The 20,201-nt window shown below is 38.1% G+C and carries 11 protein-coding genes; 6 read left to right on the plus strand and 5 right to left on the minus strand.

The features are described from left to right. Window positions 1-103 precede the first annotated feature (103 nt). Window positions 104-2,506, minus strand: coding sequence for a glycoside hydrolase family 31 protein (locus tag B045_RS0110430; RefSeq protein ID WP_052328433.1), 2,403 nt, complete (start codon window positions 2,504-2,506; stop codon window positions 104-106). A gap of 209 nt (window positions 2,507-2,715) precedes the next feature. On the opposite strand from B045_RS0110430, the gene rnr reads away from it, so the two are divergent. Together rnr and bla are read left to right on the plus strand one after the other, a co-directional pair. Beyond that, window positions 2,716-4,911 (plus strand): ribonuclease R, encoded by a 2,196-nt coding sequence (rnr, locus tag B045_RS0110435; protein ID WP_018464210.1) that lies wholly within the window; start codon window positions 2,716-2,718, stop codon window positions 4,909-4,911. Window positions 4,912-5,220: 309 nt separating this feature from the next. After that, a complete protein-coding gene (bla, locus tag B045_RS0110440) occupies window positions 5,221-6,093 on the plus strand; it encodes a class A beta-lactamase (protein WP_018464211.1) in 873 nt (290 codons plus the stop codon). A 75-nt stretch (window positions 6,094-6,168) separates the two neighbouring features. Here the strand turns inward: bla and B045_RS0110445 are convergent, their stop codons facing one another. Both B045_RS0110445 and B045_RS0110450 read right to left on the minus strand, forming a co-directional pair. Then, window positions 6,169-6,606, minus strand: coding sequence for a DUF4890 domain-containing protein (locus B045_RS0110445; protein ID WP_018464212.1), 438 nt, complete (start codon window positions 6,604-6,606; stop codon window positions 6,169-6,171). Window positions 6,607-6,743: 137 nt separating this feature from the next. Further along, window positions 6,744-8,261 (minus strand): right-handed parallel beta-helix repeat-containing protein, encoded by a 1,518-nt coding sequence (locus B045_RS0110450; protein ID WP_018464213.1) that lies wholly within the window; start codon window positions 8,259-8,261, stop codon window positions 6,744-6,746. A gap of 212 nt (window positions 8,262-8,473) precedes the next feature. Between B045_RS0110450 and B045_RS0110455 the strand changes: the two genes are divergently transcribed. Next, entirely contained in the window at window positions 8,474-9,025 is a 552-nt protein-coding gene (locus tag B045_RS0110455) for a 3'-5' exonuclease (protein WP_018464214.1), read from the plus strand. Between the two features lie 47 nt (window positions 9,026-9,072). Here the strand turns inward: B045_RS0110455 and B045_RS0110460 are convergent, their stop codons facing one another. Next, window positions 9,073-9,621 carry an HNH endonuclease gene (locus B045_RS0110460; protein WP_018464215.1) on the minus strand — a complete coding sequence of 183 codons (549 nt, stop codon included), beginning with the start codon at window positions 9,619-9,621 and terminating at the stop codon, window positions 9,073-9,075. Window positions 9,622-10,315: 694 nt separating this feature from the next. On the opposite strand from B045_RS0110460, the gene B045_RS0110470 reads away from it, so the two are divergent. The 3 genes from B045_RS0110470 to B045_RS14560 are packed head-to-tail and all read left to right on the plus strand — an operon-like array spanning window position 10,316 to window position 15,904. After that, window positions 10,316-11,221, plus strand: coding sequence for a glycoside hydrolase family 43 protein (locus tag B045_RS0110470; protein WP_025883497.1), 906 nt, complete (start codon window positions 10,316-10,318; stop codon window positions 11,219-11,221). A gap of 47 nt (window positions 11,222-11,268) precedes the next feature. Next, window positions 11,269-14,565 (plus strand): MGH1-like glycoside hydrolase domain-containing protein, encoded by a 3,297-nt coding sequence (locus B045_RS0110475; RefSeq protein WP_044067768.1) that lies wholly within the window; start codon window positions 11,269-11,271, stop codon window positions 14,563-14,565. Between the two features lie 25 nt (window positions 14,566-14,590). Further along, complete coding sequence (locus B045_RS14560; RefSeq protein ID WP_202900288.1) at window positions 14,591-15,904, plus strand: alpha/beta hydrolase family protein; 1,314 nt, start codon at window positions 14,591-14,593, stop codon at window positions 15,902-15,904. A 3-nt stretch (window positions 15,905-15,907) separates the two neighbouring features. Here the strand turns inward: B045_RS14560 and B045_RS0110485 are convergent, their stop codons facing one another. After that, window positions 15,908-20,161: a hybrid sensor histidine kinase/response regulator transcription factor gene (locus B045_RS0110485; RefSeq protein WP_018464220.1), complete on the minus strand. Its 4,254-nt coding sequence runs from the start codon at window positions 20,159-20,161 to the stop codon at window positions 15,908-15,910. Between the last annotated feature and the right edge of the window lie 40 nt (window positions 20,162-20,201).

Consider the following 20,201-nt stretch of genomic DNA (forward strand, 5'->3'; position numbering starts at 1 on the left):
TCAAATATTATATTAGTTCCCGCAAAAATACAAATTTTTATAATGCAAAGAAAACTGCCATGTTTCATAAACTTTTTGTTATGTAACATGGCAGTTTTTTTTATTAAATATGTGCCTTTATTTCGCTTCCATTGTAATTAATGTGATACTTTTTACCGTTTGGCGTTACGATATTAAATTGCCTATCTTTTATTATTCCTGGATAGTTGCCTTCTTGTTTACCTATTGTTAGGATTTTGTTGGCATTGTCCCAATGGAAATTTATAGTGGCATACATTCCTTTCTCGTAATTATAATTATCTCCCTCGTCTTCATACAGTGTAAAGTCACCGTCAGCACCAGGGTAGAGTCTTATTTCCAGATTGTCCCATTTCTTTTCGCCAGTATATTCCATTTCTGGTGCAAGTGGAATTATACTTCCGGCGCGCATAAACATAGGTACATCGGCTAGTGGTGTGTTGAGGTTGACATATTGGCCTCCTTTGTATTCTTTGCCAGTCCAGAAGTCAAACCATTTGGTTCCAGCAGGAAGATACTTAAGTGTGGTCTTATTTTCTTTAAAGTTTATAGCTGAGTTCTCTGTCTGTGCATTGACCTCTTTGCTGTCCCAGCCAGTCATGGCGTTTTCCTTTATTATCTTTTCCTGTGTATAACTTGCCTCTACTATTGGGGCTGCGAGGATAGAACTTCCAAACATGAATTCATTAGGCATATTCCATACTTTACGATCTGATGCAAAGTCTGAGAATAGTGGACGCATATAGCTATAGTCTTTGCTAGTTACTTGCCATGCTGTTGAATATATATAAGGTAGTAGTCGGTAGCGAAGATTAATCATCTTCTCTATGGCGTCGTATATAGGTTCGCCCTTTTTGCCAAACTGATAAATTTCACGTGGTGCGTCTGTTCCATGACTTCTGAATACAGGACAGAATAAACCATATTGCAACCAACGTACATATAGTTCTTGGTATTGTGGGTTATGTGTGGCAGAACCGCTGCCGTTGTTATTATATGAACCACAGAAGAAACCACCTATGTCTGTGTTGAAGTTAGGGTCTCCAGTAAGTGAGAAGTTAAGTCCTGCAGGAATCTGCTTTCTCAGCATATCCCATGAAGAAGCCACATCACCGCTCCACATATTTGAACCATATCTCTGTTGACCTGCAAAGGCAGAACGTGTCATGATAAACACACGCTTATCGCTGTTCTCCTTGCGCTGACTGTCATAAACTCCACCAACTGTGCATAGTGGGAATGCATTCCTTAGGCTACGCCATGTGCCGTTGCCTGCTTTATGTTCATAGTCCTTGTCTGTTGGATTAAAAAAGTCAGGATCTGTAGAGTCCATCCACCAAGCATCAACGCCTTGATTGAAAAGACGCTTTAAGTTTTGCCAATATATATCACGTGCATCTTGGCTAAAAGCATCATATACACGCACTCCTGATGGATAGTCCATACGTGGTGGCCAAGGGGTGAGTCCGCTTTGTGGCCAAGTTTGGAAATCAAACAACAGTCCTTTTTCGTTTAGTTGTTTGTATGCTTTTGTCATAGGTCCGAAACTTGCCCATATAGATATCATTAAATGTGCGTTCATGCTGTGTACCTTTTCAATCATCTTTGCTCCGTCAAGGTAATCGTCGGCAAGAAATTCCATTGCGTTCCAGTTATAGTTGCTTCCCCAATATTGCCAGTCCTGTATTATTCCGTCAAGAGGGACATGCAGTTCTCTGTATTTATCTACTACGTCAACAACTTCCTTGCTACTCTTGTATCTTTCCTTGCTCTGCCAATATCCGAATGTCCATAAAGGGAACATAGGAACTTTACCAGAAAGATGTCTCATCTGTGATATCACCCCATCGGCATTCTTGCCATACATGAAGTAATAATCCATTCCGTCTCCTACTTCTGATGATAACGACATTCCATTTGCGTCGTCGTCATAGTTCGTAGGAGAATAATTGTCCCAGTATAGTCCCCAACCTTTTATTGACTGCACAACATTCTGAAAGTCTTCCAAATTAGACTGTTCCATAAGTTTGTGAGTGTTTCGGCGGTTGAGAATGCCGTTTTGTATCGTTCCAAGACCATATACTGGTTCGTCTTTTTCTAATGAGAAAGTCTGACTAACTTTGTATGCTCCTTTATCAGCACCATCTGTACGTAAAACAAAATTACAGTTCTTTTCTTTAAGAAGTAACTTTCCTTTTTTGTTTTTGAAAGTAATTCTGCCAAGATTGTCAACAGTTATGCTTAAAGAATCACTTGTAACTTTGTTGCCATTTCTTGTTATCGCCACGTCTAGCGGATTGGCAATAACAACAAGACTTTTCTTGTTGAAAGTGTGACCTATGGGGACCTTTACGATCCTCACGATAGACGGAGTATAAAACTCTACCTTGATGTTGCATGACTTAGTGGTAAACTCCACTTCATTTTTTGCTGTTGTGGTCATGGCAAAGCCTATAAACCCTATCAGAAATAGTTTTCTAAATATCATGATATATTTTAAAAATAATATTAATTCAATGTCTTTATTTAATACGTGCAAATATACGATATTATTTTTTATTTTAGCCAATCATTATGTTTCAAATTCTTTTTGCGGTGTAACATTGCCTGCAATAATAAAATAATATCTAATAAAAATTGTTTTTGTCATTTCTTTTTTGTTACTTTGTGGAAAGAAAATTATTAGAACATATAAATATGGGAAAAGGAAAGAAAGGCGGTAAACGCATGACAAAGGGGCAACTGCGCGAAGTATTGCAAGGTTTCTTCTCTTCTCAGCCAGGTAAGACGCTGAGTTTTAAGGAAATATTCCGTACCCTAAGATTAGACACTCATCCACTGAAGATGCTTGCCATTGATATAATGGAAGAAATGGTTTGGGATGATTTTATTACGAAGGTTACAGACAGTTCATATAGTTTGAATACAAAGGGACAGTTACAGGAAGGTACTTTCCTCAGAAAGTCTAATGGTAAGAATTCATTCTTGCCTGAGGGTGGCGGTTCTCCTATTTTTGTTTCTGAGCGTAACTCTATGTGGGCACTTAATGGTGATCGTGTGAAAGTAAGTTTTATGGCACGTCGTCAAAACCATATTAAGGAAGCACAAGTAATTGAAATCCTTGAAAGAAAGAAGGATCAGTTTGTCGGCAGACTTCGTGTAGACAAGAGTCTTGCTTATCTTGTAACTCCTGATAACACGTTCGTTCATGACATCATTATCCCGAAGAATAAACTTAAAGGTGGACAAAGTGATGATAAGGCTGTTGTAAAGATTACTCAATGGCCTGATGCTGAACATAAGAACCTTATGGGTGAAGTTATTGACGTGTTGGGACAGACTGGCGACAACGATGTGGAGATGAATACTATTCTCGCACAATATGGGCTACCTTATAAATATCCTAAAGTAGTAGAGGATGCCGCCAACAGCATTACTGGTGAAATCACAAAACAGGATGAGGCTGAACGTGAAGATTTCCGTGATGTATTCACTTGTACCATTGACCCTAAAGACGCAAAGGACTTCGATGATGCCCTTTCAATTAAATTGCTTGATAAAGGTTTATGGCAGATTGGTGTTCACATTGCTGATGTTAGCCATTATGTAACTGAGGGTTCTATCATAGATAAGGAGGCTGTAAAACGTGCCACCAGTATTTATCTTGTAGACCGCACGATACCGATGTTACCTGAACGCTTGTGTAACTTAATCTGCTCTTTGCGACCTGATGAGGATAAACTTACGTATAGTGTTATTTTTAACATTGATGAAGAGGCTAACATAAAGAGTTGGAGAGTCGTTCATACTATAATCCGAAGCAATAGAAGATATGCTTACGAAGAGGTACAGCAACTGCTCGAGGATAATGGTGTCGTTGATGGTACTGGTGAGCCTGCTCCTATAGCTCCTGCGGGAGGATATAAGGGCGAGAATGCTGATCAGTTGATTATGCTCGACAGAATTGCAAAGATGTTTCGTGCTAAACGCTTTAAGGGTGGGGCTGTTAAGTTTGATCGTGAGGAACTTCATTTCGATATTGATGAGACCGGCAAACCTACACGTTGCTATTTCAAGCGTTCAAAAGATGCTAACAAACTTGTTGAGGAATTCATGCTTCTTGCCAACCGTACTGTTGCCGAGAGTATAGGTAAGGTGAAGAACGGTGCAAAGGCAAAGACACTTCCTTATCGTATTCACGATAATCCAGATCCTCAGAAGTTGGAAACACTGCGCCAGTTTATCGTTAAATTCGGATATAGGGTAAAGACAGAAGGAACTAAGGGTGCTACTGCACGTAGTCTTAACAAGTTGATGGATGATTGTGATGGCAAACCAGAACAGAAGATGATTCAGTCTGTTGCCTTGCGTGCTATGATGAAGGCAAAATATAGTGTTCACAATATCGGACACTTCGGATTGGCTTTCGACTATTACACTCATTTCACGAGTCCTATACGTAGATACCCAGACACTATGGTACATCGTCTCCTTACAAGATATGCAGAAGGTGGACGAAGTGCAAACGAGAAGCATTACGAGGAGCTTTGTGAGCATTGTTCTGATATGGAAATTATTGCTCAGAGTGCCGAACGTGATTCTATAAAATATAAGATGGTTGAGTTCATGAGCGATAAAGTTGGAGAAGTCTTCGAGGCTCATATCAGTGGTATCACAAGTTATGGTGTTTATGCAGAAATAGATGAAAACCATTGCGAGGGTATGATACCTATGCGTGATTTGGATGATGACTATTATGATTTTGACGAGCGTAATTTCTGTTTGCGTGGTCGTCGTCATCACCATACATACCAACTTGGTGACGCTATTAAGATTAAAGTTGCAAAAGCCAATCTTGAAAGAAAACAACTTGATTTCGGGCTTAGCGAGTAATTCGGTATTCTTCAGGACATAGTTGTTCAACTTAAATATAAAAAGCTGAGAGTGAGTTTTTCACTCTCAGCTTTTTATATAAATAGAAATCAATCTTAAAGAATTGTTGTAAGAATCATTACTTATAATTGGACAAAATATTTAGCGGTAGCATCTTTCTTCAGCTTTTTAATAAGATAAGCGCAAATTCTGTGGTTAAGTAAAGCTAAAGGTTAGAATTATATTTAAAAATTAATTTATAAATGTTTCAATTTTAAATTAATGCTTTTATCTTTGTAATCTGAATAGATAATTATATAAAATAAATATATGAGAAGATTTAAACTTTCATTTTTACTTGTGTTAATCTCCATCAGTTCTTTTTCACAGATAAGTACTATTAAAGATAAGATAAACAACGTTATCAATAATAAGAATGCAGGAATAGGGGTCGCAATATTAGACCTTAATAGCAACGAGTCTGTTGTTATTAATGGTGAAGAGCATTATCCAATGCAAAGCGTCTTTAAATTTCCTATAGCTCTAAAAGTTTTGAATGATGTTGATAATGATAAGATAAAACTTAGTGATTCTATATTTATTAGTTCTGCAGAATTAAAGAAAAAAACATGGAGTACTATACAAGAAAAATATCCAAATGGGAATATTAAAATGGCACTTTCTGATATCATATATTATATGGTAGCTATCAGTGATAATATCGGGTGTGACGTCATTCTGAAAAACAATGGAGGTGCTTCGTCTATCAATCATTATTTAAGATCTATTGGGGTTAACAATATGACAATTAAGATAAATGAGGCAGAACAACAAGCAAAGCCTGATAAGCAATTTCAAAATTGGGCAACTCCTAATGAGGCTATAAATTTGCTTACAATGTTCTATAAACATAGTTTATTGAAACCTGCTACTCAGAATTTTTTATGGGATACAATGAAAAAGACAGCTACTGGCTCTATTAAAAATAAACTGCCAAAAGGAATTACTGTTATACATAAAACGGGATCTGCTCCAAATATAAAGAATGGAACTGCTGTTAATAATGATATTGGTATAATGGTCTTCCCAAATAAAAAGGCTGTTGCCTATGCTATATTTATTAAAGATTCCAAAGAGACTTCTGATACTAACTATAATATTATAGCTGAGATAGGGAAAATCATAGCTGAAAATAAAAAGTAATCGAATATAGATATTAAAATGCCCCCGAAAGTTAATTGTCATACTCTCGGGGGCATTTAATATTTAGTGAAATAGTTATTTATCGTTTCCTTCCGCTGGTCCTCTGTGTCCACGCTGAGGCATCATACTTTGGTATGTTGTATATTGACTTGAAGATAAAATGTCCTTCAACTCCTTTTCATAAGCCTGCTTCTTTGCACGATGTTCTTCCATCATCTTTTTCATCTCTTCTGTCATCTGTGGCTGCTCGCTGTTATCCATATTTTCCATTCTAGGAGGACGCTGACCTCTCATTCCCTGATGACCTTTAAGTATGTCGGCGTATTTCTCGTTCAAAGCCTTAACCTTTGCATACTGTTCATCTGTAAGCCCTAGTTTGTTTTGCAGCTGTGTTGTTATCTGTTCCACAGTCATTGGCTCTGGATGATTTTTAGGTCTACCGTCTGATGGATTTTGAGCCATTGCCAGTGACATAGTCATTGCGGCAATCATTGTCAACATAATCTTTTTCATAATTCTCTTTTTTTGTTGATATTACTATTGTTTAAATTTTAAACTTATGCAAATATATGCCCTCGTTTCAATAAGTCAAAAATAATTCAGTCAACAGGTTATTTTTTTAAGTAAAACATCTGATTATGTACAAAACATCATTCAACAGCCTTACTTGTCTTCCCAGAATTATATCTAATTATATAGAGCCCCCTTTTCTGCATGCTGTTGGTACGCATTCCGTTTATAGTATATATAGCTGTGATGTCGCCATTTGCATCATCTCCTTTTATGTTTTCCACGGCAGCAGTAGAACTATATTCAACGTAGCCTATGTCTTTTGTGCTGCCTATACTATATCCCCTGCTAGCCACCTCTGTAAGTTTTGCAGTAAGGTCAGTTCCTGCGCCAATAAGTTTTGAACCAGAACTTAGATGAAGCAATGAACTCTCGGCAATACTTCCGTCGCTATTGCGTGAGGCAAGCACCTTTGATGTGTCTATACTTGCAAAATCAGAGGTACTTACACTGAACCCTGAGTTCCATGTGTTGTTTTCATTCACAAGGTTGCTGCATTTAAACGAGTTTGTACCCTTTGAATCAAGACTTATACAGTTTTCTATATCAAGACTATAACCATTGTCATTGTAGAAACCATAGTTGCTTCCGCCATTATTTCCGTTAGCGTATGATGTGCAGTTGTATATCTGTATCTTGCCCGCGTCACTGTTCTGGTCGAAACCTTTTACAGAGTTTCCAATAGAAAGACAACGGAACAGCAATACATCATGCTTTGTATTCGCTCCACCAATCTTGAATCCGTTCCCGTTTCCGTTGTTATAATATTCCTTCAATGAGCATTTGTGAGTTTTACCATTGTCATCGGTAATTGTTATTCCGTCTCCAGCAAACTGATTAAACCATGCTGCGTCTTTCTCCAGTCTGGGGAAATTGCTTAAGTCGAAAGTTGCAGGACCGTTTTGAAAACAGATACAGTTTATGAATACTGTTGTTCCTCCAATACGTTGATAGAAGTCCCATCCGTCATCAGAATTGTTCCATGATCTGCATCCAATATAAGTGTTTCCTGGAGACGCCTCGTATTGCTTGTCTCCGAATCCGTCAGCATTGCCTCCGAAGTCAGCAGCCGTAATACCACCTTTCTCATAGTCAAAGTTGTCGTGTGAGTCGCAGTTCAGTATAACGTTGTTTTTGCCTCCTTTTTGTTGTATACCTGTATCACTGTTGCCATATACGTCCATTAGTTCCATCATGTTATATGAACCATTGTTCTGGAATCCTTGTTTGCCGGCATATCTCACGGTAACTCCTTTTATATGAACGTAGTCTGCATTAAGATCAATACCATGATTTCCATAAGTTTCGTTCCTGAAATCTAGAATAGGTTTGCTATTTTTGTAGGCACCTATGAATATCATGTTGTTTTCTGTTCCTGATTTGCTTATTTTAATAGTGGAAGTCAAGTCGTATTGTCCGTCAAGCAGATACAGGTTGTCGCCAGCAACGAGCTTGTCTACAGCAGTAGTTAATGCCATTGGAGAATCTGCACTGCTACCATCTCCTGTGGCATCAGGTGCGGTGTAGTAGTCTGTTGCCTTCATTCCAAATGGGCATAAGACTAACATAGTTATTAATAAATCGTGTTTTAGTTTCATACTATTGTTATTTGTAGATTAATTCTAATACGCAAAGATATATAAATAGTCGTTTAGTGATATTATCTTTGATTATAATTAATGTTAGCAAATATACTTTTAACAAAGTGTTATTTTTTGCATTTTATGTCGTGGTTAGTTATGTTTTTATTATTTTTGTATCCCACATTTAATATACTAGATATCGTATTATAAAGAAATATAAGTAAGGAATGCAAGGAATAGATTTTATAGCAATAGATTTTGAAACCGCCACAGGTAAGCGTGCTTCCATTTGCGAAGCTGGTATCTGTGTTGTGAAAGATAGCAAAGTGGTGGAAACTAAATCATGGTTAGTACGTCCAGAAGACAATCAATATAGCTTTTGGAACATACAAATTCATGGCATACATCCTGAAGACACAGAAGATGCTCCCGAATTTCCAGATGTATGGAATGAAATAGGACAATACCTTAATGACTGTCCTGTACTCGTTGCCCACAATGCCGCTTTCGATATCAGTTGCATTCGCAAATCCTTGGAATATTATGGATTGAAGCATCCTGATATCACATATTATTGTTCATTGCGTGCTGCTCGTCACCTCTATGATTTTGGGTGCAATAAGTTAGACTACTTGTGTGAGCAGTTTGATATTTCATATGAAACTCATCACCGTGCAGGGGATGATGCAAAAATGTGCGCTCGATTATTTTTAAAGGAAATAAAGGATGCTGGTTGGGTAGAGCTAAAGGAAATGAATTATTGTCAAGGCATCTTATAATGATTGATAACTCAAGAGCATTGATGACGCCTAAACAATCATGATAATCAATTCTTATGAAAACATCCTTCCAAACAAAATACTGTTAGCTTTTCTACCGAATGATTTTTCTCGCAAGAACCTTGCATGTTACACCAATTGCATAGTTCAGGTGGTGTCATATCCAATGTTCCTTGTTTTTCATGAAGAGAATATAGGTACTTTAAATATTTGCCTTCTGCTATTCGATCAATCCTATCTTTATTTTTGTAGCCAGACCATTCATAAAGTCTTTTGCCTCCTTTTGAAGAATTACAATGTTTACAAACCCTGATCACATTTTCAGGGATGTCTTCACCGCCACAGCATCTAGGCAATATATGTTCTGTGGTTAGATCTGTTTTTTCTCCGCAATAAATACATTCGTCTGGCTTTTCTTTTTCTTTTAACCATTCTCTAACAGATGAAGACCAATGAATTTCACCGGACAATAGTTGCTTATACTTTGTCGTAATCATACCATAGTTCGTCTTCCCCCAATGAGCAGATTCTGATATAATCTTTGCGTATTGATAGTATAACAATTGGCGTACGGTTTTTACATAATTTGCAGGCATGGCTTGTTTTTTATATATTAATATTCAACATGGTTTTAAATAACTTCCCTGCAAAAGTAACAAATTCTATTTATAATGCAAATAAATATAAAAAAATCATTTTGTAATTTATTGAAGCTTACATTGTTGATCATGAATAAACTAATAATTAAATTAAGTTGTTATGTTTTTTTTATTTCAAGCTGTTGTATTATTCACTTGAATTAGAATTACTTATTTTGTAACTCTTGATTCTTATTTGTAATGTTATAAAAATGTATGAACGATTAAAGTGAATTTGTATTTTTATGACAGATAATTTTTTCTTACGTAAGAAATTTGTCGAAAGATAAAAATCACCCAAGAGTTTAAAACTGCTAAAAAACCTCCACGCATAATATAATTACCTAGTTTGTAATGTGTTGAGAGTGGAGGATATTTCGTGATTTTGAACAAAAAAAATATTAGTGTTTTAAATCATATAAGATTTATAATACCATCGGCAATCACAGAGAACCAACTTTCTTATATTTGAACTGTTTTCGTTTCCCATTATTTACTAGAGCAATTGTGCCAAGGAATAAAATAGTTAAGAGCATAAATCGTTATCTTTACAATTCATTTGCAATATGCAAAATCACGTTTTGCTTTTTGTGATTACAAAACTAGGATAATATCGTCTTAAATAGAAAAACGACCCTATACATCCGTAATGATGAAAAGAGCTTTCAATATAATATTCCTGATAATTACAACATTTTTAGTATCATGCAGTAGTGACATATATATGTATAGCAGTTTCCATGAACCTGCTACAGATGGATTGCGCTATCTTTGGAGTCGTGATGGTATGCATTGGGACTCAATACATGGAACATGGCTATCTCCGAAAGTTGGAAAGCAGCACGTGATGAGAGATCCTTCAATACAGTCAACACCAGATGGTGTTTTCCATATGGTTTGGACAAGTAGTTGGCGTGGTGACCGTGGTTTTGGATATGCATCTTCTCGTGACCTCGTGCATTGGAGCAAAGAAAGATTCATTGAGGTTATGCCAGATACGACAACTGTTAATGTATGGGCACCCGAACTATTTTATGATGATACACGTCGTGAAATGATGATCGTGTGGGCTTCTTGTGTTCCATATAAATTTGATAAGGGACAGGAAGAGGAGAATAATAATCATAGACTTTACTATACCACAACAAAGGATTTTGTGACATTCTCCCCTACAAAGTTGCTTGTTGACACCCATTTCAGTGCTATCGACGCTACGATATTAAAGCGTGGTAAAGACGATTATGTAATGGTAGTAAAAGATAACACGCGCCAAAATCGCAATCTTCGTATTTCTTTTGCTCGTGATCCCCATGGCCCTTGGACAAAACCATCTGAGACATTTACTGAGAATTTTGTTGAAGGTCCTACTACCGTTAAGTTGGGCAAAGACTATATTATATATTATGACCGTTACCAGAAGCATGACTTTGGTGCAATGAAGACACGGGATTTTATTCACTTTACAGACATTACATCTGAAATAAGAATACCTAGTCTGCATAAGCATGGTACAATTTTCAAAGTTCCAAAGCATTTGGTAAATAAATTGATAAAATGAAGAAACTGTTTTTTGTTACAATTGCACTATGTTCATTGGCTTTACCAATGAATGCGCAAGGAGCTCATTATTCAGGCAGTCAACTGAGTGATCCTAATCGTCATGACGGAGGACTCTCGCCTGTTGTTGGAGTGCACAATATACAAATTCTTCGTGCTAATCGTGAACATCCTTCTTTGCAGAACGGAAATGGTTGGACATATAATCATCAGCCAATGATGGCTTATTGGAAAGGTAAGTTTTATGTACATTATCTTTCTGATCCTTCGGATGAGCATATTCCACCTTCGCATACCAATCTGCAAACATCACTAGACGGATACCACTGGACTTCACCCGTTGCGATATTTCCCGAGTATCGTGTGCCTGAAGGATATACTAAAGTTGGTAATAATATAAAAGCCCATAATCTGATTGCTGTAATGCATCAACGTGTGGGTTGGTATATAAGCAGTGAAAACCGTCTGTATGCTTTAGGGAATTATGGAGTAGCATTAGATCCCAAGGATGATCCAAACGATGGTAACGGCATCGGACGTGTGATAAGAGAAGTGAAAGCTGATGGTAGTTTCGGAAAGATCTACTTTATATATTATAATCACTCTTTTAATGAGTCGAATACTGATTATCCATATTTCACTCATGCTGACAGACACCTTGTAAAGGCAGCAAAAGAGATTCTTGCTAACCCTCGTTATCGTATGCAATGGGTGGAAGAGGCTGACAGAAATGATAAACTTATTCCGCTTAACAAACCTTATAAGGCTTATAATGACTATACGTTGCCTGATGGTCACCTTGTTGCTTTGTGGAAACATGCTCTTACATCAATATCCGCAGATGGTGGAAATACGTGGAGCCAACCTGTAGAACGTGCGGCGCGGTTCGTAAATAGTAATGCTAAGATTTGGGGACAGAGATTGTCAGATGGCAGTTACGCAACTGTATATAACCCTTCTGAATACAGATGGCCACTTGGCATATCTTTGTCGGCAGACGGACTTAATTACACAACTCTCAATCTTGTATGCGGAGAAGTTCCTCCAATGAGATATGGGGGCAACTATAAAAGTTTTGGACCACAATATGTAAGAGGAATACTTGAAGGTAATGGAATGCCGCAAGACGGCAATATGTGGGTAAGCTACTCAATGAATAAGGAAGACATTTGGGTGGCACGCATACCTGTACCTGTGCAGATAGATTCACATAGTCAGGCAGACGATGACTTCTCTCGTTATTCGTCATTGTCACAACTTACCATGTGGAATATATATTCTCCTTTAATGGCACCAGTTGGAATAAGTGACAAATGGCTTACATTGAAAGATGAAGATCCTTTCGACTATGCACGTGTGGAGCGCAAGATACCTGCAACACGCGAGTTGACAGTTGACTTTGATTTGCAGGCAATGCAAAATCATAATGGAATATTACAGATAGAATTTCTTGATGATAAAGGAATATCAGCATCTCGTATAGAACTTACCAATGAGGGCATTATTCGTGCGAAGAGTGGGGCACGATATGGCAAACTATGTGATTATGTTCCTAATCAGGTATATCATATTAAGGTACATCTAAGTGTAGATCACCGCATGGCAGAATTCTTTGTTGATGGAAAAAATGCAGGAAAGAGAATATTCTATGCTCCAGTGCATGAAATAGAGCGGATAATGATGCGTACAGGTATTCAGCGTACAAGTCCCGACGTTGATTCTCCTGCTGACTGGAACGGAATATTAGATAATGCTGGCGCAATAGACTCACTTGCTGAATATCATATTGCAAATTTCAAGACTACAAGTGACGATGCCAGTGCCGGAACGGCTGTGTTAAAGTCATCTGATTATCACCATTATGTTGATTACTTCAATAATATGGAAGATGAGAATATCGTTCAGGCTATTCCTAACGACAGCGCATGGCAGTGGATGGAAAGCAATATACCTTTGTTTGATTGTCCGCAGAAAGACTTTGAGCAGACATGGTATTATCGCTGGTGGACACTTCGCAAGCATATAGAGAATACTCCAGTAGGTTATGCGATGACGGAATTTCTCGTAAAGCGAAACTATGCTGATAAATATAATTTGATTGCGTCTGCCGTCGGGCATCATATTACTGAGAGTAGATGGTTGCGCAATCCAATATATCTTGACCAGATAATCAATACATGGTTTCGAGGCAATGACGGAAAACCGATGAAGAAGATTAATTTCTATAGTTCATGGATTGCGTCAAGTATATGGAACCGCTATCTCGTTGATCATCGCAAGGACAATGCAACAGCGTTGCTGAATGATTTGGTCTGGGAAAATAAACTGTGGGATAGTCATCGTTGGATAAATGAAAACAAACCGTCTCTATATTGGCAATATGACGTGAGAGACGCTATGGAAGAAACTATAAGTGGAGGACGAAAAGAAAAGAATGCACGCCCTAGCATTAACAGTTATATGTATGGAAACGATCGTGCTATTGCTAATATAGCACGTCTTGCAGGAAAGAATGATGTTGCCACACTATACAATCTTAAGGCAGATACGATTAGAAATCTTGTAGAAACTAAGTTGTGGAACGACAGTGCAAAGTTCTTTGAAGTGAAATATCCAAATAATAAGTTTGCTGCTGTTCGTGAGGAAATAGGTTTTCTGCCATGGTATTTTAATCTGCCGACAGACAATAGCGACTTTTCTCAGGCATGGCTTCAGGTGACTGACGAGAAAGGATTTTCCGCTCCATTTGGGTTGACAACTGCAGAGCAACGTCATCCTGCATTCCGCAGCCATGGAGTCGGTAAATGTGAATGGGACGGTGCCGTATGGCCTTTTGCCACTAGTCAGACGCTTACTTCAATGGCTAATCTTCTGAATGATTATACCCATCTACCTATCATAAATAAAGATGGTGATAATTATGATTCGTGGCACAAAGCATATTTCACGCAACTTGAGAAATATGTGCAGAGTCAGAACTATCGTGGTAAACCATATATCGGTGAATATCTTGATGAGACAACAGGATATTGGTTGAAAGGAGACCAAGAACGAAGCAGATACTATAATCACAGTACTTTTGCTGATCTTGTCATCACAGGATTGTGTGGTCTTCGCCCACGTCAGGACAATACCCTTGAAATAAATCCATTGTTACCAAACGGAAAATGGAAGTGGTTCTGCCTTGATAACATCCTTTATCATGGTCATAACTTATGTGTTGTTTGGGATGAGACTGGCGGTAGATACCATATCGGACGAGGCATGACGATATTCGTTGACGGAAAGAAGGTCGCCAACAGCAATAAACTCGGCAGAATAATCGTTAAAGATATATTGAAGTAACTCTAATATATAAAACAAACTGATCATGCAAAATATTAAATCAATATTGGCATTGGCATTTTTGATGTTTATACATCAATCTCCAATTCAGGCACAGACATATTCTACAAAATATGAGAAACCATTAAGCACCGTAATGAACGGTTTGGAAAAACGCTTTAAGGTTAAGTTTAAGTATAATGTTGATACAACAGGATTGAAGTTAACTTATGCCGATTTCAGGGTGCGTGCTTATTCATTGGAAGAGTCGTTGAGAAATATTCTCGCTCAGTTTGATTTTAATTATTGGAAGCAGTCAGATAATGTATATAAGATAAAACCTTACGAATATCCTAGACGTCATGTGCAGGAAGGTGAGCAGATGCTTAAATACCTCAGTGGTATGTATTCAAATCGAGAACAGTTTGAAATGCGTCGTGACAGCGTGAGACGCGAGGTAAGAAAGCTACTGGAGATAGATAAATACAAAGACAGTCTTGTGCATCATAAGGCTATACTTGGTAAGATCATAAAGAATGACGGATATACAGTACAGAACATTTGTATAGAAACTTTGCCAGGTGAACATCTGTTTGGAAGTATATATAGTCCTGCTACAAAGGGAAAACATCCACTTATCATTTGTCCTGATGGACATTTTAATGGTGGGCGTTATCGTAAAGACGAACAGCAACGTCTTGGGACTCTTGCCAGAATGGGCGCAATATGTGTGGACTTTGACCTATATGGATGGGGAGAAAGCGAAATGGAATATGGCAAAGATAGCCACCAGACTGATCGTGCCCATGTGATACAGGCTTTGAATGCGGAAGTGTTGCTTGATTATATGTGGAATAACAGAAAAGATGTTGACAAGAAGCGTATCGGCGTAAACGGCGGTAGTGGTGGAGGTACTCATACCATTCTGCTAACGGTTCTTGATAATCGTATTACGGCTGCTGCACCTACGGTTAATCTAGCTAGTCATTTCGACGGAGGATGTCCTTGCGAAAGCGGTAAACCTATCCAATTGGCAGGCGGTGGTACATGTAATCCTGAACTGATATCATTCTTTGCACCACGTCCTTTGCTCATTGTTAGTGATGGTGGCGACTGGACATCAAGCGTGCCAGAACTGGAGTTCCCGTTCCTGAAACGTATATATGGCTTTTATGGAGCTGAAGATAAATTAACGAATGTGCATCTGCCGAATGAACGCCACGACTTTGGAATCAACAAGCGTCAAGCCAATTATGATTTTTTTATAAAAGTGTTTAATCTTGACAAGACAAAACTTGACGAAAGCAAGGTGAAGATATTGGAACCTTCAGCCCTGCAAAGTAATATTAACGGAAAGTAATTTCTATCCCTGATATTTGCTTGGTACGATGCCGTATCTAGCCTTGAAGCATTTGTTAAAATACGATGAATCCAGAATGCCGACTTTATAACTGATTTCTGATATCGTGTACTTTCCTTCAAGAATCAGTTTTGCGGCATATTCCATACGCTCGTTAATTAGATATCTGTTTGGTGATACGCCATATACTTCTTTCATCTTTCCATAGAACTTAGTTCGTCCCATGCACATTATCTGTGCCAGTCTGTCGACATTGAAATCTGCGTCACCGATATGCTGACTGATGATTGAAGCCACCTGTTGGCGGAAAATCTTATCAGCTTTATTGGTTAGTATAGGAGTGTCGGTTGCAACTGTATTGTTTTCGGCAGGCGTGCTTTCTACTTCGCCACTTGCTGCATTCCACTTTATAAGTTGAATCATACGTGCGATAAGAAGATTGAAATTGCAAGGCTTTATCATATAGTCGTCAGCTCCGGCTTGATATCCTTTTATCTGATGATTTTCGTCATCAAGGGCTGTAAGCATTATCACAGGAATATACTTGAATTCATTGTGCTCCTTGAGTTTCTTTACGATTTCATATCCGTTCATATCTGGCAACATGATGTCGCATAGTATAAGGTCGGGATGTTCTTTTATGGCACCTTCATATCCAGATTTTCCGTTACAGAAGCCTATGGCGTTGAAATAAATACCTACTTCTCCTTTGATTTGCTCCATCATGTCGGGATCATCCTCTATGATTACAATCTTTTGATTGTTGAGAGCTTCGGGAGCCATTTCCTTAATCAACTGGACACTGTGCTCGTCGTCTTTGTCATCTGTGTTTATAGCTGTGTCTGCGCAATAGTCTTCTGGCTGGAAAATGTCTTTGTCGGTAGGAAGGGTTATCGTAAATAAGGAACCACCTTTCGGTGAAGTTGGCTTATAGGTAAGATCTCCATAATGCTGTTGTGCCATCATGTGGGCTGTATAAAGTCCGATACCCATTCCGCCTTTTGATACATATCCGTGCATAAATGGTTCGAATAGTGTTGCCTGCTGTTCTGGACTTATGCCAACTCCGTTGTCTTCAACCTCAATAAATAGTTTGTCATTTTCTTCATCGTGCCTTACACGTACTAGTACATTTCCGTATTCTGCAGTATATTTCACGGCATTTGAAAGCAGATTATAAACCATCGTCTCAACTATCTGATGGTCAAAGAGCATTTCGTAGCTTTTTTTGAAAGGAAGGAAACTGTAACTTATATCCTTCTGGTTTGCTACGCTCCATAAATCTTGGTATATCTCATGTACGAAAGCAATGATATCATCTTTTTCAACATTAAGTTTTACGTTTCCGGTATCAATTTTTCTGAATTCCATGAATTGATTTACTAATCTCAACAGTCTATGAGTACCTCGTTTCGCTGTCTGAATATTACTTCTTGTAGGCACACCAGGTTGTGCTAATTTGTCGATGGCATTCTGTATGATAGCCAAAGGAGTGCGGAACTCATGAGTTATGTGGGTGAAGAAGTTAATTCTGAAATCAGCCAGTTCCTTCTCAACTCGCATTTGCTGACTAAGTTTTAGTCTTTCTTTAGCGTTTCTATAGAAAGAATATCCTGCTATGAATATTATTGATAGATATATTATCCAAGCTAACCACGTGTTATACCAAGGTTGCTTAATCACGATAACAAGTTGTGTTTCGCTACCCCATACATTTTTAGCCAATGCCTTTATATGGAATACATATTTACCAGGTGAAAGATTAGAGTATTCCACATGCGAATCACTTGTGGCACGTCTCCAAGTCTTATCCAATCCCTCAAGATAGTATTGGTATAACTGAGATTCTATATCCTGATAGGCAAAGTTTGAAAAATATAATGTCAGTGAGTTCTGTGTATGTTCAAGTGTCATGCGACCTGTATCGTCAAGCTTCGAGTTCAAGTCATTAGCCGAGTCCAGTCCGTCGTAGATAGAATTACCGTTTACATGAATATCACTTATATATACTTTGGATGCTGATTCATTTTCCTTGACATGTCTTTCATTTTCAGGATTCAGAACAACCAATCCGTAACAAGTTCCGAAAGCAATATTACCATTACTTAGCACCATTGCGCTGTTATCGGCACAGCTGTTGCTTTGTACGTTGTTGGTTAGAATATACTTCCTCACGTAGTTGTCTCTTGTATCTACTCGTGACAATCCTTCATCTGTTCCAGCCCAAATACAGCCGAAACGATCTTTTACTAATGAACGAACGTTGTTGTTGGATAGTCCCTCGGTCTTAGAAATCATTCTGAATGTCATCCTGTGTGGTCCTTTTGAAAAGTCGCATCTCACCAAGCCACCACCGACAGTACCAGCCCAGACAACATTGTCGCGGTCTGGCAAAATACAGTTGACCTCATCAACGGGGAATTTGCCGTTTATCACGTTGTATGCATAAAAATCATTATTGCTTATGTTGCGCTTATTGATATTTGCATAATAAAGTCCGTTGAATGTAGCTATATACATCTTGCCCTGAGGCGTAATTTTCATGTCGTGTATTCGGTTCTCGTTGAATTCTCCAGTGAGTAAGTTTTTTGCATTAAGAATTCCGGTATTACTATATCTTGTCATATAAATACCATATCCCCAACTGCCAATCCATATTCTGCCGTATTTGTCTTCTTCTACACTAAAGAAATCATTTGCATCAACATGTTTGCCATCTGCTCGCAAAATCATTTTCTTTCCGTTCAGATAAATGCCGTCACCACGTGTGGCAAGCCATTCGTTACCTTTAGAGTCAATAAAATAATCGTATATGCCGGCTTTCATCTTATGTTTGAAAGAGAAAGTCTTTGTCTTTTCATTAAAGCTGTATAGATTGTTGCACATGGTAGAGACGATTACATTTCCGCCCTTTCCCATGAAAATGTTTTTCATGTAGTTTGTCCAGTCACCTTTTTGCTTATAGTCAATCATGTAGTAGGCTGCATTATTGTCGGCAGGAGTTATTCTGCTCAATCCGGCATTTTCTGCACTAATCCAGATGCAGTCGGTATTGTCGGTCATAATGTCCAAAAGAAAATTGGAATGTATTATAGGGTTTTTGTCTTCGGCAGTGAAACGCTGCATTTCGCCGGTTCCATAATTATAGGTGAATAATCCTCCACCGTATGTCGCTATATAAAACAAGCCACTCTTAGCCCTGACAATTTTGAAGATACCGTTTTTCTCGTTAGTAGTTTGAAGGTTTGGTATCATCCTCAACATTCTGAAATCTCCAGTTGGTGGGAAAATCCATAGGTTGCCGCTCTTGTTGCCTACAAATTGATAGCCATCAATATATCCCTGCTGTGCACCCGCAGGTATTTGCAGTTTGTTGTCTTTCTCAAACATTCCGGCATTTATATCTAGCAGGAAAGTGTCATTATTGGTGAATATAATCCATTTTCCACGCCATACAATGGAACCTTTGATAGCTCCGATTCGTCCCATTACGGAAGCTAGCACGCATTTGTTTATCAGTTTACCGTTAGAATTGAATATGTAGGCTGTTTGGTTCTTTTTTGAAAATGCTAATATCTTATCTTTATATGAAATACATCCTAAAAACTCAATATTGCCTTCTAATGTTCGTGCTTTTCCATTGGGTGAAATGTTAACCATACCCTTAGTTGATGCAGCCCATATTGCATGCTTGTTGTCATCGCAAAGTTCTCTAATGTCGTCGCTATTAATTGCATGATTTTCTGCAGAGTAGTCTGTTACAGAAAATTTTCCATTAAAATATGTGATATGTCTTATTCCAGAAGTGTTGCTAAACATCCAAGTGTCACTTCCATAATGTTTTATTTTTCGATATGGTCGTTCGGTATCACCAATACCGGTATAGTCAACAAACTTGTTTTGTTTCAAGTCAAAACAAGCATGCGTGTATGTAGAAGTTCCAACCCATAGCAGGTTGTTCTTTTTGTCGATATATAATTGTCCTATGTGCTGTGTAAGACTTTTGTATCCGTTTTTGCCAAATCCGTTAAAGTTTACGAATCTATAGCCGTCATATCTTGTCAGTCCACTGGTTCCACCAACCCAGATGAATCCGTATGGGTCTTGTACCATAGCCTTTATCGTATTACCGGGCAATCCGTTTGTCGTGGAGATACTTTTTGCTTTGTATCTGTTTTCGGTATTTTCGGCATTGGTATTTGTGAATATTCCAGATAGGCATAATAATGTTAAACTGGCCAATAGTCTTGCTATCATAATGTTTTAATTGTCTAGTATTGTAGTTGGGCACAAAAAT

The sequence above is a fragment of the Segatella paludivivens DSM 17968 = JCM 13650 genome, assembly GCF_000373185.1.
GTDB classification, from domain to species: Bacteria; Bacteroidota; Bacteroidia; order Bacteroidales; family Bacteroidaceae; genus Prevotella; species Prevotella paludivivens.